General features: G+C 67.2%; 26 protein-coding genes. 12 read left to right on the forward strand and 14 right to left on the reverse strand.

Annotated elements, in window-relative coordinates; all coding sequences use genetic code 11:
• Positions 1-11: 11 nt before the first annotated feature.
• Both ABD301_RS12345 and ABD301_RS12350 read right to left on the reverse strand, forming a co-directional pair.
• Complete coding sequence (locus ABD301_RS12345; RefSeq protein WP_344309942.1) at positions 12-722, reverse strand: SDR family oxidoreductase; 711 nt, start codon at positions 720-722, stop codon at positions 12-14.
• 83 nt (positions 723-805) lie between these two features.
• A complete protein-coding gene (locus tag ABD301_RS12350; RefSeq protein ID WP_344309944.1) occupies positions 806-1,696 on the reverse strand; it encodes a LysR family transcriptional regulator in 891 nt (296 codons plus the stop codon).
• 151 nt (positions 1,697-1,847) lie between these two features.
• Here ABD301_RS12350 and ABD301_RS12355 point away from each other — a divergent pair, with 151 nt between their 5' ends.
• The gene (locus ABD301_RS12355; RefSeq protein WP_344309946.1) at positions 1,848-3,041 is read left to right on the forward strand and encodes a MarP family serine protease; all 1,194 of its coding nucleotides are present in this window, start codon (positions 1,848-1,850) and stop codon (positions 3,039-3,041) included.
• 4 nt (positions 3,042-3,045) lie between these two features.
• Here the strand turns inward: ABD301_RS12355 and ABD301_RS12360 are convergent, their stop codons facing one another.
• The 3 genes from ABD301_RS12360 to ABD301_RS12370 form a co-directional block, all read right to left on the reverse strand.
• A complete protein-coding gene (locus tag ABD301_RS12360) occupies positions 3,046-3,600 on the reverse strand; it encodes a GNAT family N-acetyltransferase (RefSeq protein ID WP_344309948.1) in 555 nt (184 codons plus the stop codon).
• 99 nt (positions 3,601-3,699) lie between these two features.
• Positions 3,700-5,403, reverse strand: coding sequence for an ABC transporter substrate-binding protein (locus tag ABD301_RS12365; protein ID WP_344309950.1), 1,704 nt, complete (start codon positions 5,401-5,403; stop codon positions 3,700-3,702).
• A 224-nt stretch (positions 5,404-5,627) separates the two neighbouring features.
• Positions 5,628-6,497 carry an arylamine N-acetyltransferase family protein gene (locus ABD301_RS12370; protein ID WP_344309952.1) on the reverse strand — a complete coding sequence of 290 codons (870 nt, stop codon included), beginning with the start codon at positions 6,495-6,497 and terminating at the stop codon, positions 5,628-5,630.
• Positions 6,498-6,624: 127 nt separating this feature from the next.
• On the opposite strand from ABD301_RS12370, the gene ABD301_RS12375 reads away from it, so the two are divergent.
• From ABD301_RS12375 to ABD301_RS12395, 5 genes are all read left to right on the forward strand, one after another.
• Entirely contained in the window at positions 6,625-8,016 is a 1,392-nt protein-coding gene (locus tag ABD301_RS12375) for an FAD/NAD(P)-binding protein (protein WP_344309954.1), read from the forward strand.
• Between the two features lie 250 nt (positions 8,017-8,266).
• Positions 8,267-11,488: an AfsR/SARP family transcriptional regulator gene (locus ABD301_RS12380; protein ID WP_344309956.1), complete on the forward strand. Its 3,222-nt coding sequence runs from the start codon at positions 8,267-8,269 to the stop codon at positions 11,486-11,488.
• Positions 11,489-11,593: 105 nt separating this feature from the next.
• Complete coding sequence (locus ABD301_RS12385) at positions 11,594-12,547, forward strand: ATP-binding cassette domain-containing protein (RefSeq protein ID WP_344309958.1); 954 nt, start codon at positions 11,594-11,596, stop codon at positions 12,545-12,547.
• Positions 12,544-13,326 (forward strand): ABC transporter permease, encoded by a 783-nt coding sequence (locus tag ABD301_RS12390; protein WP_344309960.1) that lies wholly within the window; start codon positions 12,544-12,546, stop codon positions 13,324-13,326. The genes ABD301_RS12385 and ABD301_RS12390 overlap by 4 nt, the downstream gene beginning before the upstream one ends.
• Positions 13,327-13,348: 22 nt before the next feature.
• Entirely contained in the window at positions 13,349-14,110 is a 762-nt protein-coding gene (locus ABD301_RS12395) for a TetR/AcrR family transcriptional regulator C-terminal domain-containing protein (protein ID WP_163573470.1), read from the forward strand.
• 23 nt (positions 14,111-14,133) lie between these two features.
• Here the strand turns inward: ABD301_RS12395 and ABD301_RS12400 are convergent, their stop codons facing one another.
• On the reverse strand, positions 14,134-14,781 hold the full coding sequence (locus tag ABD301_RS12400; RefSeq protein WP_163573471.1) for a hypothetical protein: 648 nt from the start codon (positions 14,779-14,781) through the stop codon (positions 14,134-14,136).
• 17 nt (positions 14,782-14,798) lie between these two features.
• On the opposite strand from ABD301_RS12400, the gene ABD301_RS12405 reads away from it, so the two are divergent.
• Positions 14,799-14,957 (forward strand): hypothetical protein, encoded by a 159-nt coding sequence (locus tag ABD301_RS12405; protein WP_344310038.1) that lies wholly within the window; start codon positions 14,799-14,801, stop codon positions 14,955-14,957.
• On the opposite strand, the gene ABD301_RS12410 is transcribed toward ABD301_RS12405, so the two are convergent.
• The 3 genes from ABD301_RS12410 to ABD301_RS12420 form a co-directional block, all read right to left on the reverse strand.
• Positions 14,954-16,144: an MFS transporter gene (locus ABD301_RS12410; RefSeq protein ID WP_344309963.1), complete on the reverse strand. Its 1,191-nt coding sequence runs from the start codon at positions 16,142-16,144 to the stop codon at positions 14,954-14,956. The two genes, ABD301_RS12405 and ABD301_RS12410, sit on opposite strands and share 4 nt — an antisense overlap.
• A 37-nt stretch (positions 16,145-16,181) precedes the next feature.
• Entirely contained in the window at positions 16,182-16,640 is a 459-nt protein-coding gene (locus ABD301_RS12415; protein ID WP_163573473.1) for a MarR family winged helix-turn-helix transcriptional regulator, read from the reverse strand.
• 128 nt (positions 16,641-16,768) lie between these two features.
• Positions 16,769-17,374: a TetR/AcrR family transcriptional regulator gene (locus ABD301_RS12420; RefSeq protein WP_344309965.1), complete on the reverse strand. Its 606-nt coding sequence runs from the start codon at positions 17,372-17,374 to the stop codon at positions 16,769-16,771.
• Between the two features lie 57 nt (positions 17,375-17,431).
• On the opposite strand from ABD301_RS12420, the gene ABD301_RS12425 reads away from it, so the two are divergent.
• Together ABD301_RS12425 and ABD301_RS12430 are read left to right on the forward strand one after the other, a co-directional pair.
• The gene (locus tag ABD301_RS12425; RefSeq protein WP_344309968.1) at positions 17,432-18,607 is read left to right on the forward strand and encodes an MFS transporter; all 1,176 of its coding nucleotides are present in this window, start codon (positions 17,432-17,434) and stop codon (positions 18,605-18,607) included.
• Positions 18,597-19,799 carry a GNAT family N-acetyltransferase gene (locus ABD301_RS12430; protein ID WP_344309970.1) on the forward strand — a complete coding sequence of 401 codons (1,203 nt, stop codon included), beginning with the start codon at positions 18,597-18,599 and terminating at the stop codon, positions 19,797-19,799. Before ABD301_RS12425 ends, ABD301_RS12430 begins: the two co-directional genes overlap by 11 nt.
• A gap of 8 nt (positions 19,800-19,807) precedes the next feature.
• Here the strand turns inward: ABD301_RS12430 and ABD301_RS12435 are convergent, their stop codons facing one another.
• From ABD301_RS12435 to ABD301_RS12445, 3 genes are all read right to left on the reverse strand, one after another.
• A complete protein-coding gene (locus tag ABD301_RS12435; protein ID WP_163573477.1) occupies positions 19,808-20,923 on the reverse strand; it encodes an FHA domain-containing protein in 1,116 nt (371 codons plus the stop codon).
• A gap of 180 nt (positions 20,924-21,103) precedes the next feature.
• Positions 21,104-21,907 carry a polysaccharide deacetylase family protein gene (locus ABD301_RS12440; RefSeq protein ID WP_344309972.1) on the reverse strand — a complete coding sequence of 268 codons (804 nt, stop codon included), beginning with the start codon at positions 21,905-21,907 and terminating at the stop codon, positions 21,104-21,106.
• A 65-nt stretch (positions 21,908-21,972) separates the two neighbouring features.
• The gene (locus tag ABD301_RS12445; RefSeq protein ID WP_163573495.1) at positions 21,973-22,569 is read right to left on the reverse strand and encodes a DUF2867 domain-containing protein; all 597 of its coding nucleotides are present in this window, start codon (positions 22,567-22,569) and stop codon (positions 21,973-21,975) included.
• A 201-nt stretch (positions 22,570-22,770) separates the two neighbouring features.
• Here ABD301_RS12445 and ABD301_RS12450 point away from each other — a divergent pair, with 201 nt between their 5' ends.
• From ABD301_RS12450 to ABD301_RS12460, 3 genes are all read left to right on the forward strand, one after another.
• On the forward strand, positions 22,771-24,060 hold the full coding sequence (locus tag ABD301_RS12450; protein WP_163573479.1) for an O-acetylhomoserine aminocarboxypropyltransferase/cysteine synthase family protein: 1,290 nt from the start codon (positions 22,771-22,773) through the stop codon (positions 24,058-24,060).
• Positions 24,057-24,557 (forward strand): CoA-binding protein, encoded by a 501-nt coding sequence (locus tag ABD301_RS12455; RefSeq protein WP_344309975.1) that lies wholly within the window; start codon positions 24,057-24,059, stop codon positions 24,555-24,557. Before ABD301_RS12450 ends, ABD301_RS12455 begins: the two co-directional genes overlap by 4 nt.
• Before the next feature lie 195 nt (positions 24,558-24,752).
• Positions 24,753-25,454, forward strand: a complete 702-nt coding sequence (locus tag ABD301_RS12460; protein WP_344309977.1) for a LuxR C-terminal-related transcriptional regulator — start codon at positions 24,753-24,755, stop codon at positions 25,452-25,454.
• A gap of 178 nt (positions 25,455-25,632) precedes the next feature.
• Here the strand turns inward: ABD301_RS12460 and ABD301_RS12465 are convergent, their stop codons facing one another.
• Both ABD301_RS12465 and folE read right to left on the reverse strand, forming a co-directional pair.
• Entirely contained in the window at positions 25,633-25,935 is a 303-nt protein-coding gene (locus tag ABD301_RS12465; RefSeq protein ID WP_163573480.1) for a hypothetical protein, read from the reverse strand.
• A gap of 188 nt (positions 25,936-26,123) precedes the next feature.
• Positions 26,124-26,714: a GTP cyclohydrolase I gene (folE, locus tag ABD301_RS12470; protein ID WP_344310035.1), complete on the reverse strand. Its 591-nt coding sequence runs from the start codon at positions 26,712-26,714 to the stop codon at positions 26,124-26,126.
• Positions 26,715-26,870: the final 156 nt, after the last annotated feature.

The following is a 26,870-nucleotide window of genomic DNA, read 5'->3' on the forward strand; positions in this document are numbered from 1 at the left end:
GAGAGTTTGTTTCAGACCAGCCGATGCCCACCGTCCACATGTAACACCGTGCCGGTGATGAATCCATTGTGGACCAGCGCGAGGACCGCCTCGGCAATGTCCGCGGGGGAGCCGATCCGGCCGGCCGGCAGCCGGGCCGCCATCGCCGCCAGCCGCTCGGCCTTGGCGTCGCCGGCGATGGCGTCCCAGACCGGAGTGTCCACCCAGCCAGGCGAAATCGCGTTCACCCGGACCGGGGCCAGCTCGATCGCGAGCGCGGCGGCGAGCGAGCCGAGCGCGCCGTTTACCGCCGCTACCACGGATCCGCCGGCCGCCGGCCGATAGGCGGCGATCCCGGAGGTGTACGTGATCGAGCCGCGGGCGGTGCCGTGTTTGGCGATCAGCAAGGCGCCGTAGAGCTTGGCATTTACCAGTTTCTGGATGCTGGTGAGGTCCAAGCGCCGAATCGGTTGGTACGCGCCGACGGCGTCGACGGCCGTACAGACGATGTGGTCCACCGGGCCGGTGCTGGCGAAGAGCCGCTCGACCTGTCCTTCTTGGGAAACGTCGGTGACGATGGTGCGCAGGCGCTCGCCGGCGCCCAGTTCTCGCTCGGCGGCGGCGAGGCGGTCCGCCGACCGGGCGGCGATGGTCACGTTCGCGCCGTCAGCGAGCAGCCTGCCAGCGATGCCCAGCCCGATGCCCGAACTGCCGCCGATGACCACGACCTGTGGGTGTTCCATGGGATGTTTCTCCTTGTTCTCCAGGACATCCCGAGCCAATCACCCATGACCGCCGTTGTTCATGTCGTAGTGCCTCACGGCCGTTAGGGCTGGGCTAATGGCTTTCGCCGCAACTGCTGGACGAGCGCCCGCAGGACCGGATTGCGGCTACCGGGCCGCCAAGCTCCGGCGTACACAATGGACAGTGGCCGGCCGGCGAGCGGGCGCCATACCACCTCCGGCTCGGCGGCGGCCCGGGCCGAACTCAGCACGACGGCTTTTGGTCGCAGCGGCAGGACACGCTGCCATTGAGCCGCGTTTACCTTGCTGTCGCTGACAATCACCGCCGCGCCGAGGGACCGCAGGCGCTCCAGTACTGCGTCGTACGCGCCCGGGCCAAGCTCGCGTGGATACATGATGACTTCGACGCCGGCCACATCGGCGGGCGCCAACACCTGTTGGGCGGCGAGCGGATGTTCGTACGACATCAAAATGCCGATTTCCTCGTCGTACAGCTCCACTTGCTCGCAGCCTGCCGGCAGGCCGACGGGCAGTCGCACCACCGCGAGGTCCACCTCGCCGCGGCCGAGCAAACGTACCTGTTCCGCCGTCGTGCCGCTGACCAGAATCACTTGACTGCCCGGCGCGCCGGCCACCGCACGGTCGACCAACCGGGACACCAGCCAGTCCGGTGAGCCGTTCAGCAATCCCAACCGCAGCACCGGATCCACGATTCCGGCGGCCGTACGGGTAGCGCGAATGGCGTCCTCGGCTGCCTGGACGGTTTTGCGTGCCTCCACCAACAGGACCTTGCCGGCCGCGGTCAGCGTCACCTCACGTGCACCGCGAACCAGCAGCGGCGTACCGATTTCCCGCTCCACGGCACGGATTTGCTGGCTCAATGTCGGAGTGGAGACGTGCAGCCGGGCGGCCGCTCGACCGAAGTGCAGTTCCTCGGCGACGATCAGGAAATAGCGAAAATGGCGCAGCTCCACCTGCCCGATCGTACCCGGACCGTCTCGCAGGGTGAGCCGGGTTTGTTGCCAACACCCCCACGGTCGGTACGATCGCGGTCTGAGCGCCCGCAGGTGCGCGGCTTCGGCCGTTGTGCACCGCCGGTAGCGATGACTCGGGGAGGGACGATCGGTGAGCGGCAGCATGGTGGACGTTGTGCTGCTCGCTGTCATGGTGCTGTTCGGGCTCAACGGATATCGGCAGGGTTTTGTGGTCGGCCTGCTGTCTTTCGTCGGCTTCATCGGCGGTGCGCTGCTGGGGTTGCAATTGGCGCCGCTGCTGGCCGAGCTGGTCACTGACGTGGTGTGGCGGCTGGTGGTGGCGCTCGCCGCGGTGTTCGTGGTGGCAAGCGCCGGCCAGGCGCTCGCGGTGATCATCGGGTCGGCCGTACGGGAACGCCTTAACGGCCAGCGGATCCGGGTGATGGACAGCATTGGTGGCGGCGCACTGTCCGTGGTGGCGGTGCTGCTGGTCGGCTGGATGGTCGCGGTCCCGCTGGCCCGCGCGCCGCTGCCGGGCCTCGCGTCGCAGGTTAACCGATCGGCGATTATTCCGGTGGTGAGCCGGATAATGCCGCCACCGGTACGCAAGGTCTATTCGTCTTTCGCGGACAGCATCGACTCCGGCGATGTTCCCGGGTTCTTCTCGCCGCTCGCCGCGATTCGGTTGCGGGCGGTGGCCGCGCCGGACCCAGCGCTGGCGTCGGCGCCGGTGGTTTCGGCCGTTCGGCCGTCGGTGCTGAAAATCGACGGTCAGGCGCCGAGCTGCCAACTGGAGTTCATGGGCAGTGGATTCGTGATCTCACCGGAGCACGTGTTGACCAACGCACATGTGGTCGCTGGTGTCACCGATGATTTGCACGTTATAGCGGCCGATGGTGGCCGGGTGGACGCGCAGGTTGTCTATATCGACCCGGAACACGACCTCGCGGTGCTGTACGCGCCTGGCCTGACCGCGCCACCGTTGGTTTTCGCCGGCCTGGCGACGGACAACGCGGACGCGATCGTGCTCGGATATCCAGGCAACCATTCGTACACGGCGACCCCGGCTCGGATTCGAGACCATCAAACGGTCAGCGAACCCGATATCTACCACCGGAAATCGGTGATGCGCGATATTTATCCGTTGCGTACGAACGTGCATCCGGGCAACTCCGGTGGGCCGTTGCTGACGCCCGCCGGAAAGGTGTACGGCGTGGTTTTCGCTGCCTCGCCACGCGATCGCGACACCGGTTTCGCCCTGTCCGCCATGGAAGCGGCACCGGCGGTCGCCGCCGCGCGAGATTTGACCACGCCGGTCGGCACCGGAGAATGCGCGGGTAGATAGCCGGCTACGGGCGAAATTCGGTGTCCAACAGGGCATAGATGACTTCATCGCACCACTCGTCCTTGACGAAGGCGCAGCCGCGGAAATGCGCTTCCCGTCGCATGCCGAGGCGCTCCATCACCTTGATCGACGCGGTGTTCCGAGCATCGGCGCCGGCCTGGATCCGGCGCAGCGCAAATTCGTGGAATCCGAGCCGGAGCACGGCTTTCGCGGCCTCGGTGGCATAACCGCGGCCCTGGTGGTCCGGGCTCAGCACATAGCCGAGCTCGCCCTGACGCCATTTCTCGCTGGCCCATTTCAGCGAGACGTCCCCGATCAGCTCGCCGGTGTCGGCCAGGCAGATCACCAGGCCCAACCACTCACCCTCGGCCGCGGTGCCGTTCTGGGCGGCTTTCCTGCTGAGCGCTTCAGCGGATTCCTCGCGGGTACGCGGCCCCCAGTATTCGTAGAGAGCCACCTCCGGGCGGCTTTCGATGTCATGCAAGGCATCAAGGTCGTCGAGCTGGAAGGGCCGCAGCAGGAGGCGGTCGGTCTTGACCGGCTGGGTTACGCGCAACATGCCCGCAGGATACGACGGGACGGCCGGCGGTGCGAATGGATAAGAACCAGGGTGCGGCAGGGGAATCTGCCGCACCCTGGCGATCTTGGGGGGTGACTTCTACTGTGCTACGCCGACATTGAGCAGGCTCACGTCGCCGAAGTTGGGATTGAGATACGCCCCGGTCACCTTCGAGCCGACCACATAGACCGACTTGTCATAGCGCAGTGGGATCGTCGCGCTGGTCAACTGGACCTGCTCGTCGATCGCCGCCCACAGCGGCTGCGCCTTGTCGGAATCGGCGACCGCACCGGCCGCGTCGATGGCCTGGTTGATCTTCGGGTCGTTCATCAGCGTGTAGACCTGGTTGCCCTCCTTGGTGATCTGCCTGCCGTCGAACAGCGGTGCGATGACGGCCGAGCCGCTCGGCCAGTCGGCGCCCCACGAGGTGTAGACGAGTTCGTCCTCGGAGTCGGATTTTCCGGTTGTGGTGTAGAACGCCTTGCGGTTGATCGGGACCGGAGTCACCGTGACACCGATCCGCGCCAGCGAATCCTTGATGGAGGCGGCGATCTTGTCGCCGGTCGGGCTCTGCGAATAGTCCAGCTTGACCGTACGGGGGCAGGTTTTGGCCTGTCCGAGAAAGGTTCTGGCCATCGCCGGATCACCCTGAGGTTTGTTCGCGAGGCCCCACGGGTCGATTTTCTTGTACGAGCGCAGCGTCGGCGCGGTCGCGGTGGTCGCGAAGTCACCGAACTGCGGCCCGCCGATGGCGGTCAGGTAGGTCTGTTTGTCCATCGCATATTGGAAAGCCTTGCGGCAGTCCAGATCACCGATCTTGCGGGTGTTGATCGCCACATACCAGACATAGCCCGAATAACCGGTGACGACCCGCTTCTTGACCGCTGGGGTGTTGAAAACCTGCGGCGCCTGCGCAGCGGTGACCTGGGTGTTCGCGTACGGGATGGCCTGCTGGTCGGCGCCGCGGTCGGCGATCAGCCGGTCGTTGATGACACCGGGATCCTGGCCGAACTCGAAATTCAACACGTCCGGCAGGTTTCGCCGAATGGTGTCCAGGCTCTGGTCCCAGTAAGTGTTCCGTACCAGCACCAAACTCTGATCGCGGACGTGCTTCTGGATTTTGTATGGCCCGTACGAGAACGGCTGCAGGTCGTATTTCGTCTTGGTGTCCTTGTCGGCGCGTACAGCCGCGAAGATGCCCAGCGAAACGGTGTAATTGAAGTCTGCCACCGACCGTACCAGCTGGAAGGTCAGCACATCGCCCTTGCAGGTCACCGACGAAATGCCCTTCGGGTCGTCGTAGACGCCCTGGTACGTCTCGCCGCCCTTGAGATATTGCTTCTGGTACTGCGGGCCGTTGGTGATGATCGGCGAGAACGACCGGTTGATGCCGTAGCGGAAGTCCTCGCAGGTGACCGTTCTGCCGTCCTCCCATTTGAGATTCTTGCGAATGGTGAAGTTCCACACCGTGGCGTCGGCATTGTGGGTGCCGGTGTCGGTCGCCGCATCGGCTCCGATCACGCTGCCGGCAGCGCCCGGTTTGTTCACGTACGAAGTAAGTGTCGGCGCGTACAGGACTTCGAGTTGGAGTTGCGAGCTCACATAGTTGCGGGCCGGGTCCAGGTGCTCCAAGTCGGACTGGGCGAGCAGGTTTAGCGTTCCACCCCGTTTGCCCTCTGGTGTACCTGACCCGGTGCTCGGCTCCGGCGTGCCACACGCGCTCACCGCAAGGGTGAGTGCGGCAGCCGTCGCGATCAGGCCTCGTCGCCAAGTTTTGTGGTAGGGCATGGATCTTGTGGGCATGCGTGCTCCGCCTTTCGGTGAGGACTCTGACCCGCCGCGGCACATTGAGAATGCGGGTTGGACCACTGGTGGGAAAGAGTCGTCACTTTTCTGCGGCCGGATCGTGACCTCGCCGAGACTCCCCGGTGTCGCATCCGTTACCAAATTCCGGCTATTTTTCCGCCGTTCCCCAAACAATTGTCGTGGGTTTTCCCGAAAACACTGGCGCGGGGAACGGTGATCCGTCAGGCGGTGGCGAGCCAGGATTCGTGAGCGGTATGGACGTCGCGCCACAGGGCATCGCGATCGGCGGGGCTGAGGTCCAGGAGTGGCAATCGGAAGACGTCAGCCAGGACACCGAACCAGTCGGTGCGCTGGTCGAGGGTGCGCGGTTCATCGGGATGGGCGTCGACTCGGCGCAGCACGCAGCCGGTAAGGGTGTCGACACCGCCGGCGTCCCGGCGTTGGACGCAGAAAGTACGGACAAAGCTCGATTTTGGTGATGTTGACAGGTATTCGTGCCGCTCCTGGAAGTCCGCCACGGTCGCCGGTGCCATTCGCATATCGAACCCGACGAAGCTGCCGCGCGGGTCGTGGTCGAAGCGCCAGCCGCCCGGCTCGACCTCGGAGCGGCGCAGCCCGAACGTCATCGGCCCCTGCTCGTACGTGCCCTCATGCAGCGGCAGCGGCTCGTGGATGCCGTCACCGAGGCCGGCGTCGACGAACCAGACGCCGGACGGGCACTGCGGGGTTGGCAACCCGTGGACGGTCAGCGCCAGGTGGTTGGCGATGGCGACGCCCGGCGCGGAAAGTTCGCCGCGCGTCTGGACACCGCCGCGGTGCCACTGTACGTCGTAGCCCAACTGACTCAGCAGCAGCGAAAACGCGCCGTTCAACTGGTAGCAGTAGCCGCCCCGGTGGTGCCGACAGATCTGCTCGGCCGAGCGGCGCGCGTCCAGCCGGGCGAAGCGGCCGAGGTGGATGTCTATCACTTCGTACGCGACGCGCTCCACATGCGCGGTCTGAAGCGCGTGCAGCGCTTCCAGGGTCGGCTGGCCGGGGTGCTCGACGCCGAGCCGGCGGAGGTAGCCCTCAACAATCCCATCTGTGCCCATGACTCGGACCCTACGAGAGCGCTCCGGCGATCAATAGGTCCAATGTGGTGCGGATTTCGTGGGCAACCCGGAGCCGGGAACGTCGACCGTTTATGATGCTGCGGTCCTGCGGCACCGGCGATATGAGTTGAGCAGCTTGGTTGACAGCAACAATCCGGAGAGCGACGCCGGGCTTTTCACGGTGGCGGTGATTGGCGCCGGTGCGGCCGGTACGCTCGCGACCGCGCGACTGTTGGCCGAAAGCGCGGCGAGCGGGCGCCGCATCAGTGTCGCCCTGATCAATTCCGGCGCCGACGTCGGACGCGGGCCGGCCTATTCGACTATGTGCGATGCGCATTTGTTGAACGTACCGGCTGGGAAAATGGGCGCCGATCCGGAGAACGCGACTGGATTCATGGACTGGATGTCCGATCGCGGTCGTCCGGTGGCGGCCACCGATTTCTTGCCGCGTTGGCTTTTCGGTTCGTACCTTGGCGAACACCTGTCCGCCGCGGCCCGCCGCTACTCCAAGACCGGTTCGGTGCGGTTCCTGCGGGCCCGGGCGATCGGGATTTCCGATCTCCAGGACGGGGTCGCGGTCCATCTCGCCGATGGCCGGACGGTACGCGCCGGCGGGGTGGTGCTGGCGCTCGGCGGTTTTGGTCCCAGCCGGGAATGGGTGCCGGCCGAGCTGGCCGGTTCGGCGCATTTGATCAATGATCCGTGGGATGTGGACGCGCTGGACTCGGTGCCGAGCCACGCCGACCTGTTGTTGGTCGGCACCGGCCTGACGATGTGCGATGTGGCGCTGGCCAGCTGCCGGCCGGGCCGTACCGTCTACGCGGTTTCCCGCAGCGGCCTGCTGCCGCACCCGCATGTGATGCCACTGGTCAGCCCGCTGGAAATGCCTTTGCCAGTGGGTGCCTCCTCGTTGCGTGACGTCCGGCAGGTGGTGCTCCGGCACGTCGTACGGTCCGTCCGCGCGACCGGCGACTGGCGGCCGGCGATGGATGGTTTGCGGCCGCTGACAACGAAACTTTGGCAGCGGTTGTCGGACCGGGACCGGGCCGACTTCCTGGTCCGCTATCAGCGGGTGTGGGAGTCGCACCGGCACCGGATCCCGCCGCCCACGTCCGCGGCTTTGGCTGGCGCTGTCGACAGCGGGGAGTTGGAGGTCAATGCCGCCGAGATCGTGCAAGCCCGCCCGGAGCGCGGCCGGGTCCGGGTTTGGTTGTCCAACGGCCGAAAACTCGAAGTCGCAGCGGTGGTCAACTGCGCTGGCCCGGAATATGACCTGAACAAGGTGGACGACCGGCTGATCCGGCACCTGTTGGCCACTGGGCTGGCCCGCTGTGGGCCGCAGCTGCTGGGGTTGGACACCACCGACGACGGCCGGCTGGTCGGCGCGGACCGGCACCGGCGGGTTCCGCTGTGGACCATCGGCTCACTGCGGCGCGGAAACCTGTGGGAGACCACCGCGATCCCGGAGATCCGCGGCCAGGCCAGCCAGCTCGCTCGTACCGTGCTGGGCTGTATCTGAGGAACTGTTGCTATACAATTGTCCAAAGTATTAAACGTCAGGCCGATGGGGTTGCCCGGATGGGCTCGTTCGTTCGCCCTTTAGGCCCCTTGCTGCCGCTACTTCGTTGATATCAGGCGAAGATGCGGCCCACGAATGTCCTTTTGGCGCTGCTGCGTGCGACTATTTGCGCCGACCGGCCCCTCCCCACCGTAGGTTTTGTACGCCGTTTGTCCGTCTAGTACGGACCTGATTCGTGGCAGGTGGGTGAATGGAGTTCCGGGTGCTCGGTCCGCTGGAGGTGCGGGCCGGTGGCGCGGTCGTGCCGGTACGGGCGGCCCGCCAGCGTTCGGTGCTGGCCGCGCTTTTGTTGTGGGCCGGCAATGTGGTGACAGCCGACCGGTTGGTGGACGCGGTCTGGGGAGACTCGCCGCCGGCATCCGCGGTGGCCAACCTGCGTACCCACGTGACGGCCCTGCGCCGCCAGCTCGGCGCCGCGGATGAGCAGATTCCGCGGCTGACGGCCCGATCCGGTGGCTATCTGATCGAGCTGCTGCCCGGCGAACTCGACCTGCAGGTCTTCGACGCGCTGGCCGATCAGGGTTATGCCGCCCTGCTCGGCGGGGATCGGCTGGCCGCGGTCGGACTTTTCCAGCAGGCACTGGCTTTGTGGCGCGGTGATCCGGCCGAGGGGGTCGCCCTCAGCGGCGGCTTCGAGGTCGAGCGCGTCCGGTTGCGAGAACGTCGGATGGCCGTACGGACTGATTTTCTGCGTACTCGCCTGGACCTCGGCCAGCACCGCGACCTGATCGGCCTGCTCCGTGGCCTCGCGCCGCGATATCCGCTCCGGGAAGAGCTCTGGGGGCTGCTGATGCTGGCGCTTTACCGGTCTGGTCTGCAGGCCGACGCGCTGGCTGTGTACGGGCAGGTGCGGGCCCAGTTGGTGGACCAGTTGGGAGTCGAACCCGGGCCGGCTCTGCGGGAGCTGCATCAGCAGATCCTGCGCAACGACCCGGCACTGAACGCGACCCCGGAACCGGCCTCCGAGCGGCTGGTCCGGGTGCCGCGGCAGCAGAAGCGCCGGACTGAGCCGGTCCTGACAGTGGCGAGCTCGCCCGAGCGCCCGGCGGTGCCCGCGCAACTGCCGCCGGCCGTCCTGGATTTCACCGGCCGGGAAACAGATTTACGCCGTTTGGACGAGTTGCTGGACACTCACGGCACGGCCAGCCGGGCGGTTTTGATCACCGCGATCGCGGGCACCGCGGGAGTGGGCAAGACCGCGCTGGCAGTGCAATGGGCGCACCGCATCCGGGACCGGTTCCCCGACGGCCAGCTTTACGCCAATCTCAACGGATACGGTGTCGGCCCGCCGTTGCGGTCGCAGCAGGTGCTTTCCCAGTTCCTGCGGGCGCTGGGCGTCCCGCCGTCGCAGGTGCCGGTGGATGTGGCTGAGGCGACCGCGGTCTACCGGACGTTGATGGCCGACCGGGCGATGGTGGTGCTGCTGGACAACGCCTGCACCGCGGACCAGATTCGCCCGCTACTGCCGGCCAGCGCCGGTTGTCTGGTGGTGGTCACCAGCCGCGACCGCCTCGACGGGCTGGTCGCCCGGGACGGCGCCCGGCGACTCACCCTTGACGTGTTGTCCGTGCCGGAATCAGTCGCGCTGCTGGAACGAATGCTCGGTGGCCGGGCCGCGGACGAGCCGCTCGCGATCACCCAGTTGGCCGCCACCTGCGCGTACTTGCCGCTGGCTCTGCGGATTGCGGCCGCACACCTGACAAATCACCATGACTGGCGAGTGGGCGACTATCTCGCCGACCTGCGCGACGGAAACGTGATTGCCGCGCTGGAGGTCGAGGGTGATCAGCAGTCGGCTGTACGAGCGGCATTCGACCTTTCGTACGGTTCGCTGGCTCCCGACGAGCAGCGAGTTTTCCGTTTGCTGGGGCTGATGCCGGGCACGGACATGACATCGAGGTCGATGGCCGCGCTGGCCGACTGCGAGGCACCGGACGCTCGCCGGCTGCTCGAACGACTCGCGACCGCACACCTGATCCACCAGCACGTGCCTGGCCGCTACACCTTCCACGACCTTCTTCGCCGCTATGCCAACGAAAAGGTGCACCGCGACGTGGAGCGTCGGGACCGGGAGGCGGCGCTGAACCGGCTCTTCGACCATTACCTGCACACCGCCCGGGCCGCATCGGACCTGCTTTATTCGCAGATTATCCGGCTGCCGCTGGACAAACCCGGGGCAGCGGCGCGGCCGGTCGTATTCGCCGGCTATTCGGATGCGCGCGGGTGGCTGGACGCCGAGCACACCAACCTGGTGTCGGCGGTGCAGCACGCGCAGGAGCACGGGCCGTCCCGGGCCGCTTGGCAGCTCGCGGACGCTATGCGTGGCCATCTACAGAAATGTCAGCAGGTGGTGGACTGGCTGATTGTCGCGCACGCGGCTATTTCGGCGGCGCACAGTGATGGTGAGGTGCTCGGCTACGGCGCCGCGCAGTTCAACCTGGCGACAGCGCATGCGTGCCTCAGCCATTATTCGCTGGCTGTGCAGCACTACGCCGAGGCGCTCGAGCTTTATCAACGGGCCGGCTGGAAACTCGGCGAGGCCGCCGTGCACACCAACCTCGGATGGATCGACGAGGATCTTGGCCGGCTGCACCAGGCCGCCGTCCACCAGTCACGCGCACTCGACCTCGCGCACGAAGGCGGTTGGACCTATTTGGAGTCCACCGCGTTGGTCAATCTCGCTCTGCTGCGGTTTTTCGATGGCAGGTTGGAAGAAGCGGCCGAACACAACCGGCGAGCGCTCATCCTGTCCCGACAGGCCAAGGCATCTGGAAATGAGGGCTATGCCCTCGACGGCCTGGGCGTCGTCGCCTTTCTTCAGGGCCGGCTGGACGAAGCCGCGGAGTTGTGTGGTGAGGCCGTGGACATCTTCTGTCGGATCGGCCATTCCGCCGACCAGGCGTTGGCTCGTACTTACCTGGCGGCCATCCTGGGTGCGTCCGGCCAGGCCGTGGACGCCCTTGAATGCGCGAATATCGCGCTCAGCCTGGTCACCGACAGCAGGTCCGACCGGCGGGTCGAGGCCGCCGCGCGTACCGCGGTGGGGGTGGCGGCGGGATTGCTCGGCCACCGGGCGCGGGCGGTTGACCAGTGCCAGCGAGCCGTCGGGCTGGCCAGGGACATTGGTGTGCTGATGGAGGAATGCGAGGCGCTGATCGCCCTCGCCGGCGTCCAGGACGAGTCGCAGCGGGCGCTGTCATCGGCGGAGAACGCCCTCGTCATTGCCGCCGACAGCGGATTCACCCTGCTGGAAGGTGTCGCCCTCACCGTCCTCGCCGAGCTGCACCTGGCCCGCGACGAGCGCAAGCTCGCCAGCGAATATGCGCAGCGTGCGCTGGAAATTCACCGGTCAACCGGCCACGTCTCCGGCGAGTCACGCGCGATGCGGGTACTCCGCGAAGGTGACGTTTGACGGGCGTAATGCCGTAGTTTGTCACTCCAAAACGTCACCCTCGCGAGGGGTGCACCCGTTTACCATCGAACTCCGTATGTTGTACGGTGTTTGATGGAGGTGGAGATGGCAGAGCAGAAGGCCGTTCTGATCGAGGGGCTGCGCAAGAAGTACGGGGAGCGGGAGGTGCTGGCTGGGATCGACCTGAGTGTGGCGGCGGGGGAGGTGCTTGGCCTGCTCGGGCCGAACGGCGCGGGCAAGACGACGGTGGTGCGGATTTTGGCTACGTTGCTGCGGTTTGACGCTGGAACGGTGCGGGTGGCGGGCTTCGACGTGGTCCGGCAGGCGGCCCGGGCGCGGGCTCGGATGGGGCTGGTGGGGCAGTATGCGGCAGTTGACGAGGTGCTCAGCGGACGGCAGAACCTGGTGATGTTCGGCCGACTGTTCCACCTGAGGACGCGCGCGGCGAAGGCGCGTACGAGCGAGTTGCTGGAGCGGTTCGAGTTGGTGGAGGCGGCGGACCGGCCGGTGGCGAAGTATTCCGGCGGCATGCGCAGGCGGTTGGATCTCGCGGCCAGCATGATCCTGGCGCCGGCGGTGCTGTTTCTGGACGAGCCGACGACCGGGCTCGATCCGCGCGGCCGGGCCGAGGTGTGGGCCGCCGTACGGGACCTGGCGGCGGGCGGCACGACTGTACTGCTGACCACGCAGTATTTGGATGAGGCCGATCAGCTGGCCGACCGGATCTCGGTGCTCGACACCGGCCGGGTGATCGCTGAGGGGACACCTGACCAGCTGAAGGCGAAGGTCGGAGGGGACCGGATCGAGGTGATCCTGCACGACGCGTCGGACCTGGACAGGGGGGTACGAACGATGTCCTTGCTCACCGGCGAGCCGGCCATCGTCGATCGGGACATTCGGCGGGTGGGGGCGCCGGTACGAGATCGGGTGGCGGCCATCTCGACCGTGCTCACGGCTTTCGAAAAAGAGGGGATCGCGGTCCAGGACGTACAGCTGCGGCGGCCCACGTTGGACGAGGTTTTCCTTCAGTTGACGGGGAAAGAGACGGTGGTCGCATGACGGCGGCGGTGCTGGACAGTTGGGTGATCACCCAGCGGGCGCTCGCGCACTGGGGTCGCCAGCCCGGCCGATTGGCTTTTGGCTTGGCATTCAACGTCATGATCATGCTGATGTTCGCGTTTCTCCTGGGTGGCGCGATGAAAGTGCCGGGCGGCGGGGACTACCGGGAGTTCCTGATGCCCGGGGTTTTCGTGATGACCATGCTTTTCGGGATCGGCGAGACGGTCACTTCGGTGACCACCGACGCCGACCGCGGGGTGATGGACCGGTTCCGCTCGATGCCGATGGCGGGTTCGGCGATGGTGGCCGGCCGGGCGATGGCCGACATGCTCTATTCGGCCGTCGGGCTGATCGTGATGGTGGTCTGTGGCCTCCTCATCGGCTGGCGCTGGCATGGCGGGTTCGCCGCGGCGCTTGGAGCTTTCGGGCTTTTGCTGCTGTTGCGGTTCGCGCTGGTGTGGATCGGCATCTACTTGGGACTGATTTTCCGGTCGCAGCAGGCATTGATGGCGGTGCAGACGCTGGAATTCCCGCTGGGATTCCTGTCCAGTGCTTTCGTGGCGCCGGCCACCATGCCGGCGTGGCTGGCGGCGGTGGCGGAGTGGAACCCGTTGTCGTCCACCGCGACGGCGGCGCGAACGCTGTTCGGGAATCCGGGTGCGGCCACCGATTCGTGGATCACGTCGTACGCGGTGCCGATGGCGATCAGCTGGCCAGTGGTGCTGGTCGCGATTTTCTTCCCGCTCTCGGTGCTGGCCTACCGGCGGTTAAGCCGCTAAGACGCGGTGCAGAATAGGCACAATGGCGATCGAACACGGTGGCAGCGGCGATCCGCGGCGCAGTCTGGAGTTGATGTGGGGCATTGCGCCGCGGCCCACCCGCGGGCCCAAGCAGCGGCTCACGATCGCGCAGATCACCGCTGCCGCCGTGGCGGTCGCCGACGCGGAGGGCCTCTCGGCGCTGGCCATGCGCAGGGTGGCCGAGCAGCTCGGCGTCTCGGTGATGTCGCTTTACACGTACGTGCCGGGAAAAGGTGAGTTGATCGACCTGATGGTGGACGGTGTGTTGGCCGAGTTGTCCACCGATTTCGGGGAAAACGCTGGCTGGCGGGACCGGCTGGGCGCGATCGCGCGCGACCTGTGGGTGCTGTATAGGCGGCATCCGTGGCTGTTACAGGTCAACGCGACCAGCCGGCCGCCGCTCGGGCCGCACACCATCGCCGTGTACGAGCACCAACTGTGGGCCGTGGAGGGCATTGGCCTGAGCGACGTGCAGATGGATTCGGTGATCCTGCTGATCAGCGGGTACGTCCAAGGCGCCGCCCGCGGCGCGGTGGATTCGGCGCAGGCCGAGCAAAGTACGGGCCTGACCGACCTGCAGTGGTGGGAGGCGCACGAACCGGTGCTGGACAAGGTGATGGACCCGACCCGCTACCCGCTGGCCGTACGGGTGGGCAGCGCGGCCGGCGACGCCCATCAGGCCGCGTTCAACCCGGACTACAACTTCACTTTCGGCCTGGAGCGGGTCCTGGACGGCATCGCCGCCCTGATTCACAAGGCGTGAATCAGGGCGGCTTTTGTTGTTGATCAATCTTCGGTTGGGATCACCACTGAGATCTCGTTGCCCAGCAAGGCGCCGTCGTTCAGTTCCAGGTCATCGCCGCTCCAGAACCGCCCCGGGTCGTACCAGTTCGGCCGCCGGCCGGCCGGCAGCAGCCCCATTTCCTCGTACGTGACGGCGACGACTTCGGCGCAGTAGGCCGTTTCCAGCGTCCCGTTGCGTTCGGCGTCCCGGGCCTTGCGGTTGGGCACCCGGCCCTTGAACCAGCGGCCGGCGAGCCGTGCGGTGGACGGGAAGGGCGTGCCGTCCAGCCGGGCGATGGTTTTCAGCACGGCGTCTTCGCTTTCGCGGGACAGGTCGCCATCCAGCTGCCGCAGCCAGGCCCGTTGGTCGTAGCGGCGCGCCCACGTCAGCACTGCCTCGCGCGCGTCGTGCAGCTGGACCCCGCGCTGGTGGTTGCCGGTCCACCTGTCCCGCAGGGACTTGCCCAGCTCCGCGTGCCACATCAGCGGCGGTAAATCCTCGATCACCACCGACATGCCGACGTGGTTCACCGGGCTGTTGGTCAGCATCTGGATCGCTCGGTCCGCCTTGGAGCGACCGCGGAACACCCAGATGTCGCCCGTACGCGTCAGCTCCAACGCTTTGGCCAGGTCGATCGTCGTCTCCGCCATTGCGCTAGCTTAGGGAAATGCGCTGGTGGAAGATTGTCGGGTTGGCGAGTGTCGTCGGTGTGGTGGCCACCGGGGTGGTGATCGCCCGCGCCGAGCGGCGTCGCCGGGCGTACACCCCGGACGAGATTCGTGACCGGCTGCACGAGCGTTTCGCCGAAATCGCCGAAAAAGCTTAGTCGGCGCGATAGCGGGCGAAGCCCGGCACCGCCAGCCCGATGACGGCGGCGCTCGCGATGACGGCGAGTCCGCCGGCGGTGGCGCTGACGGCCGGCGAGATCAGTGATCCGATCGCGCCGGCTCGGAAGTTGCCCAAGTAAGGGCAGGCCGCGCCGACCACGTATTCGGTCGCGCTGGTACGCCCGCGAAACTGGTCCGGAGTGTTCAGTTGGACCATGCTGGTACGGAAAATCACGCTGATGGCGTCGGCCGCGCCGGCCAGCACGAGCATCGCGAGTGCCGGCCACAGTCCAGGAACCAGGCCAAAACCGGCGAGGCCGGCGCCCCAGACGGCAACCGCGAGCAGCATCGCGCGGCCAGGTCGCCGGATTTTGCCGACAGGGCCGGACACCATCGAGCCGATGATGCCGCCAACCGCCACCGCGGCCGGCAGCAGTCCCAGGGTTTGCGCGCCACCGCCAAAACGCGCCGCGTTGATGGCTGGGAAGAGCGCGAAAGGCATCCCGAGCGTGGTCGCGCAGACGTCCGCGAGCAACGCCCCGGACAGGATCCGGTTGCCCAGAATGAAGCGGAGGCCGTCGCGTACGGCAGTGAGCCCTGGTCGGGCCGCGCCGCCTTGCGGTCGCATCGCGGGCAGCCGCGCGATGCTGTAGAGAGCCGCGGCGAAACTGAGAGCATCCAGCAGGTAGCACACTTTCAGGCCCCAGCCCGCTGCCAGCAGGCCGGCCAGCGCCGGGCCGGCGGTGACGCTCAGGTGCACGCTGAAAAGCGTCAACGCGGCGCCGGCCGGCACCCGGTCTGCCGGCAACAGCCGGGCCAGGAATGTCCGCCGGGCTGGGCCGTCCACCGCACCGAGCAGACCTTGTAGCGCGACAAGCGCGTAGAGAAGCCAAAGTTGCTCGAGGTTCGCGTACGCCTGCACCGCGAACAGCCCCGACACGACCGCGAGGCCGCTGCTGGTCAGCAGGACGAGCCGGTGCCGGTCGACGGCGTCGATCACCGGGCCGCCGAACAGGCCCGCGGTGATTGCCGGCACGGCCGCCGCCAGGCCCACCGTGCCGACCGCGAGCGATGAATGGGTGAGGGTGAAAACCTGCAGAGCCACCGCGAAAGTGGTCATCTGGCTGCCGATCGCGGACAGCCCGCTGCCCCACCAGAGCCGGCGAAATGCCGCCGAGTCACGCAACGGTCGCGTGTCTACCAACAGAGACAACGAAATCCTCTCAGTGGTTCAGCTCGTCCAGGATGCGATCGTGGAAAGGCCGCCGCTCCAGCGCCTGAAAAACGGCCTCGACCACGCCGGTCAGCGGATAGGGCAGCTCTTCGTCCAATGTGGACATGGCGGCGGCGGTGGCCGTCCATTCCGCCTCGATGGCCGGCAGCATCCGGCGGGTTTTCGGTGTCAGCCGTACGATCCGCTGCCGCGCGTCCGGCCCGGCCCGCAGCGTGACGAGGTCGGCTCGTTCCATCTGCGCCACGGTCTGACTGGCCGCCGAGTGGGTGACCCCGACCGTGGCCGCCAACTCTCGGATCGACAGTGGACCGTCGGCGACCAGTGCTCGTACGACCGGGGAGAACCGCGGCCGGTAGTCGACCAGCCCCAACTCGACGCCGGCCCGCGCCACGTCCGCGTCCAACTGGTCGAGCAGCCGCCGCAGTCGCGTCCCCAGTCCAGCGTGCATGAGACAACTATAACAGCGCTGTTACATCCAGAAGCCGGTCCTGTCGAGAGGGCAACGCCCTCAGAGGACCTGACGGTCTTCACTCAGCGGATGCGGGAAACTGTGACAGTCGTCGGGACGTCCAGACGTTAGCGATCGCCGCCATCGACTGGCAGGGCGGCGTCGACGAGGACGCCGGCGATCGTACGAGCCTGCGCGCCGAGCCCTGGATCGCGGTCGACGGCGCTGACGACGGTGGCCCCTTCCAGTACGACGACGAGCTGGCGGGCCACCGTACGACCATCGGCCACGCCGGCTTCTTCCAGCAGCCGTTGGAAAAGATCCCGGTAGAAGCCGAGATGTTCGCGAGCTAGTTGGCTCGGCGGGCCGTCGAAACCGCGGTCCTCGGTGGCTGCGTTGATCATCGCGCAGCCGCGGAACCCGGCCTCGGCGTACCAGCTCGCGACCAGGTCGAAAACGGCCAACACCCGCTCGCGGCCGGCTGGCGCGGCCTCGACGTTGCGTTCGTGCCAGCCGCGGACCCGCTGCGTCCGGTCCCGAAGGACGGCCTCGACCAGGCCGGCCTTCGACCCGAAGTTCTTGTAGATGGACAGCTTCGACGCGCCGGCCGCTTCGGCGACCTCGGCGATGCCGACCGCGTGGATGCCGCGGCGGTAGAAAACGTCCGCGGCGGCGGCCAGGATTCGGGCGCGAGTGGCGGCGGGGTCCAGTGGTTGGCCAGCTTTCACCGGCATGGTCGCTCCCTCCAAAGCCGTCTTGACGAGATAATACCAGTCGTTACTATCGCAGGTATGAACGCGACTCCGCCGGTCCGCCGGCTCTGGCTCGCCGTGCTGTGCGGCTATCTGGCGCTCGGCGCGACCTTGCAGGCATTGCCGGCGTACGTGCCGGCGCGGTTTGGTGGCGGTGCGGTCGCGAGCGGTACGGCCGTGGGCATCGCCTTCCTGGCCACCGCCTGCGGGCGGCCGTTCGCCGGCTGGCTGGCCGACAGCGGCCGGTCGCGGCCGGTGGTGATGATCGGTGGCGCGCTCACCGCGCTCGGCGGCATCGGCCACTTGCTGGCCCCGAACCTGCCGATGTTGTTGCTGGCCAGGCTGGTGATGGGGGCCGGAGAGGCGGCACTGTTCTCGGGCGCGCTGCCCTGGGTGCTGGCCGCGAGTCCGGCGGATCGCCGCGGCCGGATCGCCGGCTGGTTCGGGCTGTCGATGTGGGGTGGCCTCGCCGCCGGCCCGGTGCTCGCGACCCTGCTCGCCGTCGGCGGCCTGTCGAGGGTCTGGTACGCCGTCGTCGCTCTCGCCTTCCTGTCGATGGTGCTGGTCTTCACCACTCGCGGGACGCAGCAGTCAGCGCGCGCTCTGGCGAGGTTGCGTGACATCGTCCCGACCGGAGTCGCGCTGCCCGGCCTGGCGCTGGGCCTCGCCGCGTACGGCTATGGCACCATCGCGGCCTTGCTGGTGCTGCACCTGCGGGCCGACCGGATAGGTGTCGATGGGTACGCGTTGACCGTCTTCGCGGGCAGCTTTCTGGCCACCCGGTTCGCGGGCAGCCCGGCGGTGGACCGGTACGGCGGTCGACGGGTGGCCGCCGCCTCTGTTTCGGTGGAGGTCGTCGCGCTGCTCATCGTCGCGTTCGCCGGCGGCCCGGTCCTCGCGCTGGCCGGTACGGCGTTGGCCGGCGTCGGTCTGGGCCTGATCTACCCGGCCTGCGCGGCCATGACGCTGCATCGCGTACGTGGCCGGCAGCCTGGCGTTTCGATGGGCGTCATGACCTCTTTCTGGGATCTTGGTGTGCTGGTGGCAGGCCCGGTGGGTGGCCTGATCGCGGCGAGTGCCGGCTATCGGCCGGCGTTCTGTCTCGCGGCCGCCGCCGGCGGGTGCTGCGTCGCGGTCGTGCTGGCTTTTATCCGTACCGAAAATTCGGCATCGCCGGTCGAGAAGATCGAGATAGGCTCGGGAAATGTCCGATGATCTTGAGATCCGGGAGTTGACGGTCGCCGAACAGCCCGCGTCGTGGCAGCTGGGCCGGCTCGCCTTCGGTGGCCGTGGCGACCCACCCGCGGACTTGCGGGAAGTGATGCCGGGCCGCACTATTTACGGCGCTTTCGACGGCCAGGGCCGGCAGATTGGCAAGGCCATGGACCGGCATCACGAGCAGTGGTGGGGCGGCCGGCTGGTCGCGTCGGCGGATGTCGGCGGGGTCGCGGTGATCCCGGAGGCACGCGGTCGCGGGGTGGCTCGGGCGCTGCTTTCCGGGCTGTTGCGCGGAGCGCATGAGCGCGGCGCCGCGGTAAGCGCGCTTTTTCCTTCGGTCGCGGCGGCTTACCGGTCTTTCGGCTGGGAGGTGGTCGGCACGATGCCAGCGCGTGACCTGCCGACCAGCGCACTCCCGCAGTACAAGCCGTCAGCGAAATTGAGCACCCGGCCAGGAACTCATCACGATCTGCCTGCCGTGCTGGCGCTTTATGAGGAGATCGCCCGAAAACGCTGCGGGATGCTGGCCCGGCGCGGGCCGTTCTTCGACAGCAGCTACGCCAACGCGCAGGCGCTGCCGTCCACGGTGGACGGTCTGAGTTTGGTGGAGGACGGCGAGAAACTGGTTGGCTATGCGACCTGGCAGCGCGGCGAAGGCTGGGGCCCGCAGGCCCGACTTGACGTTATGGACCTGCTCGCGCTGACCCCCGAAGCGGCTCGCGAGGTGGTCGGGGTGCTGGGCAGCTGGCGATCGATCGTCGGCGTGCTGCGGCTGCGGCCGCTCGCCTTCGACGCGGTGTCCGCGGTTCTGCCGCTGGAAAGCAGCCGCGAGGCGGAATACGACCCGTGGATGCACCGGCCAGTGGACGTGGTCGCGGCGGTGCGGACCCGAGGGTGGCCGTCGCACGTACGAGCGAGTGTCGACTTCGTGTTGGAAGACCGGCTGGCGCCGTGGAACGCCGGCTCGTGGCGGCTGGAAATCGCCGACGGGCAGGGAAATCTGGAGCGTACCGACCGCGATCCCGGGCTGCGCCTGAAAGTCAACGGATTCGCGATGCTCTATGCCGGCGCCTGCGACGCGGAGTCGTTGGTGGGCATGGGACATCTGGAGGTCACCAGCGGGGCCGATCCCACCCACCTGGATCCGCTCGGTTCCGCCGGCCAGGCCCAACTTCTCAACCATTTCTAGAAAAAGCTCTAACGCAGGTGGATCACCGTGGTGGGCGCCTCGGCCATCACTGAGACCTCCTCGACTGGCGCGGACTCGCGGCGGTCGCTGCGGATCAGCTGGACGCCTGGGTGCAGCTCGACCACGTCCCATTCGCCGAGTGTGTGCCGCTCGTCGCGCTGCAGCCGGATCTGCCCGGTCTCGGTGCCCGGGCCGCTGTGCAGGTGCACCTTGGTGCCGTTCATGCTGGTGTCGGTCACGGTGAGGGACGCGGCGGCCAACTCCAGGCGCAGGTGGCTGCGGCTGATCCTGGACACCACCTCGTCGTCCAGCAACTCGGACAGCGAGATCGCGACGGCGTCCTCAGGGGCCCGGCCGACCGCTGTCGGTCCCTGCGAGGTGACCGCGAACTCCAACCGGTCGCTGCCGTTGACCCGTACGGTGATCGGCACGCTGTACTGCCGCGGGCCGGCGTCCGCGAGCGGCTGGTTGTGCCGCGGGCAGAACGGGCGGCCCTGCTGGATGCGCGGCGGCGGCTGCTGGCGGTCTGGCCGGGGGGTCGCGTACGCGCCGCAGTTCGGGTCCGGGCAATGCCAGTTGCGGGCCAGGATCGCCGCTGTCGCGGCATCCGGTACGGGCGGGTTCGGCGGCGCTCCATGCTGCGGCGGCCGCGCCATAAGAGCAGCACCGCCCATCCCCGGCACGGGCGTCAGCAGCTTGCCCGAGGTGCCGTGGATCCACGGCCGCTGGGGTGCGTACGGGCTGAAGTCGTTGCGGCTGATGACCGGCAGGCCGGTGTATTCGGCGATCTCCAGCACCCGGCCGGCGGCCTCGTCGCTGACCTCCAGCAGGCCGTCGTCGGCCCACCGGCGCATCACCATCTTCTCGTTCGAGGTGAGTTCCAGATCGCCCAGGATCGAGCGGTCCACCACCGCGTACACGCGCGCGATGCCGGTCTTGAAGTGGGTGCCGACCGAGTCGATCACGAGGCCCAGCCGGGTCAGGTTGAAGGGCCGGCTGGTGTCGCCGTCGAGCGCCGAATAGCGGACCACCGAGGCCAGGTCGACGACCGCACGGGCCGTCGTCGGGTCGAGGGTGAGCTGGCGTTCGATCGAATCCAGCACCTTGGTCACTCCGAACCGCACAGCTCCTCCTCGAGCGCTTACCAGGGGCGAACCGGCACTCATCATGCCGTGTGGACGCTCGTACGCGCTTGCCAGACCGGCTGTGAATGCGCAGCGCAGCCGGCCCGCTACCGGCTTTTGCCCGATCTGGGCCGGTAGCGGGCGATCTGCGAGACGATTTCTGCTCAGAAGGGCAGGGCCTTAAAGGGTGACGACTGTCCAGTGTTTCTTGTTGATGATGTCGTCGAGGATGAGTTTCAGGCCGGCCACGGTGTGCGCGTGGGTGCCCGGCGAACCGCCGTCGTGGAACAGAATGATGCAGCCCGGCTGCATCGTCCGGTCCACCCAGTTCAGCATGTTCTTCGGGGTCATCAGCGGCTTCTGCCAGTCCGACGACGTGACTTTCCAGCCCAGTGACGCGAGCCCGAGACCGGCCGCGACCTGCACCTCACGGTCCGTGAAATCGCCTTGCGGGGCCCGGAAATACACGGGCCTTACGCCGCCGCTGGCCCGCTGGATCAGCCAGTTGGTGTCGGCGAGGTCCTTGACGATCTGTGGCGCCGGTTTTTTGCCCAGCTCCGGCTTGTGCCACATGGTGTGGTTACAGAGCGTGTTGCCGTCCTTGGCGACCATCTTGGTCAGCTCCGGATGTTGCTTGACACGGAAGCCGATCTCGCAGAAGACCGCGTGCACGTGGTATTCCCGCAGCACCGCGAGGATCTGTGGGGTCCAGGTCGGATCCGGGCCGTCGTCGAACGACAAGGCAACGCTCTGGGTGCCGTTGGTTTCGTAAATATGGTTGTCCGGCTTGAGGTGCCCGTTGACGGTCGGTAGCGCCGAGCCCGATGCGGACGGCGTTGGCTCCGCCGAAGGCGTCGTGGACGGGACGGGCACCGTCACCGCGTTCGGCGTCGGGCTGCCCGCGTCGCATCCCATGGTCAGACCGAGCAGCACCGCTACACCAAAAGCCCCGAAGAGGCGGAAAATTGTCGAAGTTGATCTCACCGTAGTGACCCTACGCCAACCCGCCCGCCGCCCGACGGCTTCGCGTACGACCACCTGGCGTTGGATCATCGCGTTGGCTGAAGCCCGCGGTTCCGCCAGGCTCGCTCCCACTGCCGGGTGATCGCGGGGTAGACGATCAGGTAGCGGAACGGTGCGATGAGAGCCATGTACACCCGTCCGAACAGGCCGTTGGGCTTGACCAGGATCGCCATCCGCAGTTCGTATTCGCCGGCTCCGGTCGGCACCCACCCCAGGTGCATGACGGCATGGCAGGTCTTGTTCGCCAGCTCGCGGACAGACTCGTTGTGGAGCAGGTACACGGGGGTGAACGGGGCGTCGCTGGTGTCGGAGCCGTCGACGGTCTCACGGAGATCGCCTGGCAGGCGGTCATGCAGGGGCTGAACGCGCTTGCCGAGGCTCGTTTTGGGCTTGTCCCAACCGAGGAGGGCACCGAGCTTCGAGCGCACCGCGAACAGGAACCGGACTATGCGGGGCTCTTTGGCGGATCCGCCGGCCGTCCGCGTCGCGGCGAGAATGACGGGAAAGTCGTCCGGTCCGGCGCCGGGGGTGTGGAACGACCACACGTCCTCGGTCCGAAAATCGCCGGTGAACTCGTGGATCCGCCACGGCTGGTCGGAATGGGCCGTACGGGCGATCTTCATGGCCGCTGCCAACCTCTCCTGGGCCGGACGTCGTCCGCCACTTCCGTTACACGCTTGCCTGTACGACGAGGCTAACCCGCTCTGCGGCTTTGCATATCGGGGTACGGGTGAGATGGGATATGCTGTTTGGCCCTGCACGTACGCCGTGCGACAAAGTGGACCTATTCGCCATCCGGCCCGCGCCAGGACAGAATTGGGTGCATGACAGATCGCCAGTGGGGGTTCCGGACCCGGGCTTTGCATGCGGGCGGAACCCCTGACCCCAGCACCGGAGCGCGGGCCGTCCCGATCTACCAGACGACGAGTTTCGTTTTTGAGGACAGTGCCGACGCGGCCAACCTGTTCGCGTTGCAGAAATACGGCAACATCTACAGCCGGATCGGCAACCCGACGGTGGCCGCACTGGAGGAGCGGATCGCCAGTCTGGAAGGCGGCATCGGTGCGGTCGCCACCGCCAGCGGTCAGGCCGCCGAGTTCCTGACTTTCGCCGCGTTGGCCGAGGCCGGCGACCACATCGTGTCGGCCGCCGGGCTTTACGGCGGCACGGTCACCCAGCTGGACGGGACCCTGCGCCGGTTCGGGGTGGACACGACTTTCGTTGCTGGCGACGACATCGACGCGTACGCGGCGGCGGTCACCGATCGTACGAAGCTGATCTACACCGAGGTGATCGGCAATCCGTCCGGTGACATCGCGGATCTTGAAGGACTTTCCGCGCTGGCCAAGGAACACGGCATTCCGCTGGTGGTGGACGCGACCCTCGCCACGCCGTATCTGTGCCGTCCGCTGGAGCACGGCGCGGACATCGTGCTGCATTCGGTGACGAAGTTTCTCGGCGGCCACGGGACAACCCTGGGTGGCGTGGTCACCGAGTCGGGCCGGTTCGACTGGGGGAACGGGAAGTTTCCCCGGATGACGGAGGTGGTGCCGAGTTACGGCGGCCTCAAATACTGGGAGAACTTCGGCGAGTACGCCTTTTGTACGCGACTGCGGGCCGAGCAACTGCGGGACATCGGTCCGGTGCTGGCACCGCATTCGGCTTTCCTGCTGTTGCAGGGAATTGAGACGCTGCCGCAACGGATGGACGCGCACGTACGAAATGCCGCCGCGGTGGCCGGCTGGCTGGCGGCCGATCAGCGAGTCTCGTGGGTGCGCTATGCGGGATTGCCCCAGCATCCACACCACGAGCGGGCCGGTCGCTATTTGCCGGCCGGCCCTGGAGCGGTGTTCTCGTTCGGCATCCGCGGTGGCCGAGCGGCCGGCCAGCGCTTCGTCGAAGCGGTCGAGTTGTGCAGTCACCTGGCCAATGTGGGCGATGTCCGTACGCTTCTCATCCACCCGGCGTCGACCACCCACCAGCAACTTTCCGACGCACAGTTGGAAGCGGCCGGGGTAGGCCCGGACCTGATCCGGCTTTCGGTGGGGTTGGAGGACCTCGATGACATCTTGTGGGACCTCGATCAGGCGTTGGCGGAGGCGGTGAAGCGATGACAGATTCCCTGGATACCGGGCCCTGGATCGGTCCGTCCGCGCGCGAACGCCGGCAGATCCTGGCCCGTACCACCTCGGTCACCGTCGTCGGGGCGTCCGACAATCCGGCCCGGCCGAGCTATTTCGTTGCCACGTATTTGTTGTCGTCAACGCCGTACGAGATTTTCTTTGTGAATCCGCGCCTTGACTCGCTGCTGGGAAAGCCGGTCTACCCGTCGCTGGCGGCGCTGCCGGAGAAACCTGACCTGGTCTCGGTTTTTCGCAAGCACGACGACCTGCCGGCGGTGACGGACGAGGTCATCGCGGCCGGCGCTCGTACGCTCTGGTTCCAGTTGGGCCTCTGGCACGAGGCCGCGGCGCGGCACGCCGAGGCCAACGGGCTGACCGTGGTGATGAACAGGTGCGTCAAAATCGAGCATGCCCGGTTCGCCGGCGGCCTGCATCTGGCCGGTTTCAACACGGGTGTGGTGTCGTCCCGGCGCCGCTCGGCCTTGTAACAGCCGGGAAAGATTCCTGAAATTGCTTTCCCTTTCGGGAACCGGTTCGGGAACAGGCCGGTTCCCCGCAGCATGTCCGGGAACTGGTTGCTCGACAGCCACCGCTCGACTTCACTCCGTAGTGTGGTGAAGGAATCGCTGCAAGTCGGAGAACCCGAGATAGCGGCAAGGTTGCCGGGCAGGGCGGTCACGGACATGCCGTCTCGCCCGCCCAGCCTGGCTGTCCTGCCGGTCGGTGATCCGCCGTCCTTACCCGTGGAACTGACCGTGGTGCTCGCGGACGGGCATCCGGTGATCCGCAGCGGCATGCGCGCCCTGCTGTCCGCGGTGAACGGCATCCGGGTGGTGGCCGAGGCCGGCACCGCCGCGGAAACCATCCGGGCAGCCCTCCTGCATCGGCCCGACGTGGTGATTCTGGACCCGGAAATGCCCGAACCGGTCTCCGGCGCTTCCATCCGCGAGCTGGCCCGGGCCGTACCAGGCACCGGAATCCTGGTTTTCACGATGGCCGAAGACGACACGTCCATCCGCATCGCGATGCGCTGCGGCGCCCGCGGCTACATCCTCAAACACGCCGAACGCGATCACATTGTCCGCGCCGTCCGTGGAGTCGCCGCCGGCGAAGCGATTTTCGCCCCCCGCATCGCCGAGCGGCTGCCGGTCCTGCTGGCCCGCGTCCCGCAGCCCGCCCACGAAGACCTGCCGAGTTTGACCGTACGGGAAAGGGAAGTCCTGTCGCTGGTAGCCGAAGGTCTACCGAATTCGGCCATCGCGCGGAGGCTGCGGTTGGCGCCCAAGACGATCAGCAACCACTTGTCCGCGATCTTCGGAAAGTTGCAGGTGACGAGCCGCGCTGACGCGATAGCGCGAGCCCACGACGCTGGTCTTACTTCCTGATTTCGGCGACGGGTTTCGGCAACGCCCGCTACTTGCGCCTAGTTTCGTCGAGTGTGGGACTTTGTACCGCTCTGGACGTCGAGTGTGGGTTAAAGTCTCGCACTCGACGTCGGGATCACCCCCGGGCGCGGCCGTCGACGCGACAGTGCCGCGACGCCCGGGAGAACGAGGGAACGGGTCAGCTGACCTCGCCGGTGTTGCCCAGGAGGCCGCCAGCCAGGTCGCGGATGGCGGCGATCGCGTGCCGGTCGGGGTCGTCGTTCGTACGGCTTTCGGCGAGCCACGTCGCGTAGTCGAAGAGGGCCTTGCGGGCGGCCCGCTGGACCTGCAGTTCCTCAATGCTGAGGGCGTTCAGTCCGCGCAGGTCATGGGCCTGCACGTGGTCGAGGATGGCGAGCGTGGCCTCGGTGTAGCTCACCTCGTGTTCCACCGGTGCGTCGAAGGCGTCTGTGTCGAAGGTGGTCGCGTCGAAGGATGTCATGTGGCGCAGGTACCCAGTCGGTGGCGGCTCCAATCGTGGTTAGTACTACAGGGCTACTCAAGCGGCGATAGCCGAGCCCAAGCGCCGCCTGGCGGCACGGCGAACCGCCCACGTGGCGCTGCCACGCCGGGCGGCCCCGCCGCACCGCCAGACGACGCTTGGATCTCGGCATGAGTAGCCCGCTAGTACTAGCGATGCAGTCCGGCGAGAGCGAAGAATTCCTGGCGGGAGCTGGGGTCGTCGCGGAGCAAACCGCTCAGGCTGGAGGTGACCGTGCTGGATCCGGTGGCCTGCACTCCGCGCAGGGTCATGCAGCTGTGCTCGGCCTCGATGACGACACCGACGCCCTTGGGGTTCAGGTGTTCGCCCAGCCACTCGGCGATCTGCTTGGTGAGGCGTTCCTGCACTTGCGGGCGGCAGGCGAAGTGTTCCAGTACGCGGGCGAGCTTGGACAGGCCGAGGATGTGGTCGCCGGGCATGTAGCCGATGTGGGCCACGCCGGTGAACGGCAGCAGATGGTGTTCGCAGACTGAGCGGACCGGTAACCCGCGGGCCAGGACCAGCTCGTCGTAGCCCTCGTCGTTGGGGAAGGTGGTCAGGTCGAAGGGGCGCGAGGTGAACAGGTCCGCGTACGCCTGCGCCATCCGCCGTGGGGTGGCGCGCAGGTTGGGGGAGTCGGTGGAGATGCCCAGCGCTCGCAGGAAGTCCTCGGCGGCGCGCTCGGCGGCGACCAGGTCGACGCCCTGGGACTCGTGCACGACGTGCAAGGACACCGGCATGTGTATCGGTGGCAGGCGATCCTCCGGCGGACGTACGGTCATCGGCGACCACCTGCCGCGCGGAAGTTCTGCGGCACGCACATCATCAACACACCACCCAGTCCAGCGGGCGCCGGCGACCCGGGTGGTCTCCGGCGGCCGCAGGCCACGACGAAC

The organism is Fodinicola feengrottensis (assembly GCF_039530045.1).
In the GTDB taxonomy this organism is placed as follows: domain Bacteria; phylum Actinomycetota; class Actinomycetes; order Mycobacteriales; family HKI-0501; genus Fodinicola; species Fodinicola feengrottensis.

Excerpts from the sequence above, each read along its gene's own strand:
- ABD301_RS12345 (WP_344309942.1), bottom strand. The coding sequence starts at position 722 with ATGGAACACCCACAGGTCGTGGTCATCGGCGGCAGTTCGGGCATCGGG.
- ABD301_RS12360 (WP_344309948.1), bottom strand. The coding sequence starts at position 3,600 with ATGTTGCGCGTAACCCAGCCGGTCAAGACCGACCGCCTCCTGCTGCGG.
- ABD301_RS12365 (WP_344309950.1), bottom strand. The coding sequence starts at position 5,403 with ATGCCCACAAGATCCATGCCCTACCACAAAACTTGGCGACGAGGCCTG.
- ABD301_RS12370 (WP_344309952.1), bottom strand. The coding sequence starts at position 6,497 with ATGGGCACAGATGGGATTGTTGAGGGCTACCTCCGCCGGCTCGGCGTC.
- ABD301_RS12380 (WP_344309956.1), top strand. The coding sequence starts at position 8,267 with ATGGAGTTCCGGGTGCTCGGTCCGCTGGAGGTGCGGGCCGGTGGCGCG.
- ABD301_RS12385 (WP_344309958.1), top strand. The coding sequence starts at position 11,594 with ATGGCAGAGCAGAAGGCCGTTCTGATCGAGGGGCTGCGCAAGAAGTAC.
- ABD301_RS12390 (WP_344309960.1), top strand. The coding sequence starts at position 12,544 with ATGACGGCGGCGGTGCTGGACAGTTGGGTGATCACCCAGCGGGCGCTC.
- ABD301_RS12395 (WP_163573470.1), top strand. The coding sequence starts at position 13,349 with ATGGCGATCGAACACGGTGGCAGCGGCGATCCGCGGCGCAGTCTGGAG.
- ABD301_RS12400 (WP_163573471.1), bottom strand. The coding sequence starts at position 14,781 with ATGGCGGAGACGACGATCGACCTGGCCAAAGCGTTGGAGCTGACGCGT.
- ABD301_RS12405 (WP_344310038.1), top strand. The coding sequence starts at position 14,799 with ATGCGCTGGTGGAAGATTGTCGGGTTGGCGAGTGTCGTCGGTGTGGTG.
- ABD301_RS12415 (WP_163573473.1), bottom strand. The coding sequence starts at position 16,640 with ATGCACGCTGGACTGGGGACGCGACTGCGGCGGCTGCTCGACCAGTTG.
- ABD301_RS12420 (WP_344309965.1), bottom strand. The coding sequence starts at position 17,374 with ATGCCGGTGAAAGCTGGCCAACCACTGGACCCCGCCGCCACTCGCGCC.
- ABD301_RS12425 (WP_344309968.1), top strand. The coding sequence starts at position 17,432 with ATGAACGCGACTCCGCCGGTCCGCCGGCTCTGGCTCGCCGTGCTGTGC.
- ABD301_RS12430 (WP_344309970.1), top strand. The coding sequence starts at position 18,597 with ATGTCCGATGATCTTGAGATCCGGGAGTTGACGGTCGCCGAACAGCCC.
- ABD301_RS12445 (WP_163573495.1), bottom strand. The coding sequence starts at position 22,569 with ATGAAGATCGCCCGTACGGCCCATTCCGACCAGCCGTGGCGGATCCAC.
- ABD301_RS12450 (WP_163573479.1), top strand. The coding sequence starts at position 22,771 with ATGACAGATCGCCAGTGGGGGTTCCGGACCCGGGCTTTGCATGCGGGC.
- ABD301_RS12455 (WP_344309975.1), top strand. The coding sequence starts at position 24,057 with ATGACAGATTCCCTGGATACCGGGCCCTGGATCGGTCCGTCCGCGCGC.
- ABD301_RS12460 (WP_344309977.1), top strand. The coding sequence starts at position 24,753 with ATGCCGTCTCGCCCGCCCAGCCTGGCTGTCCTGCCGGTCGGTGATCCG.
- ABD301_RS12465 (WP_163573480.1), bottom strand. The coding sequence starts at position 25,935 with ATGACATCCTTCGACGCGACCACCTTCGACACAGACGCCTTCGACGCA.
- folE (WP_344310035.1), bottom strand. The coding sequence starts at position 26,714 with ATGCCGGTGTCCTTGCACGTCGTGCACGAGTCCCAGGGCGTCGACCTG.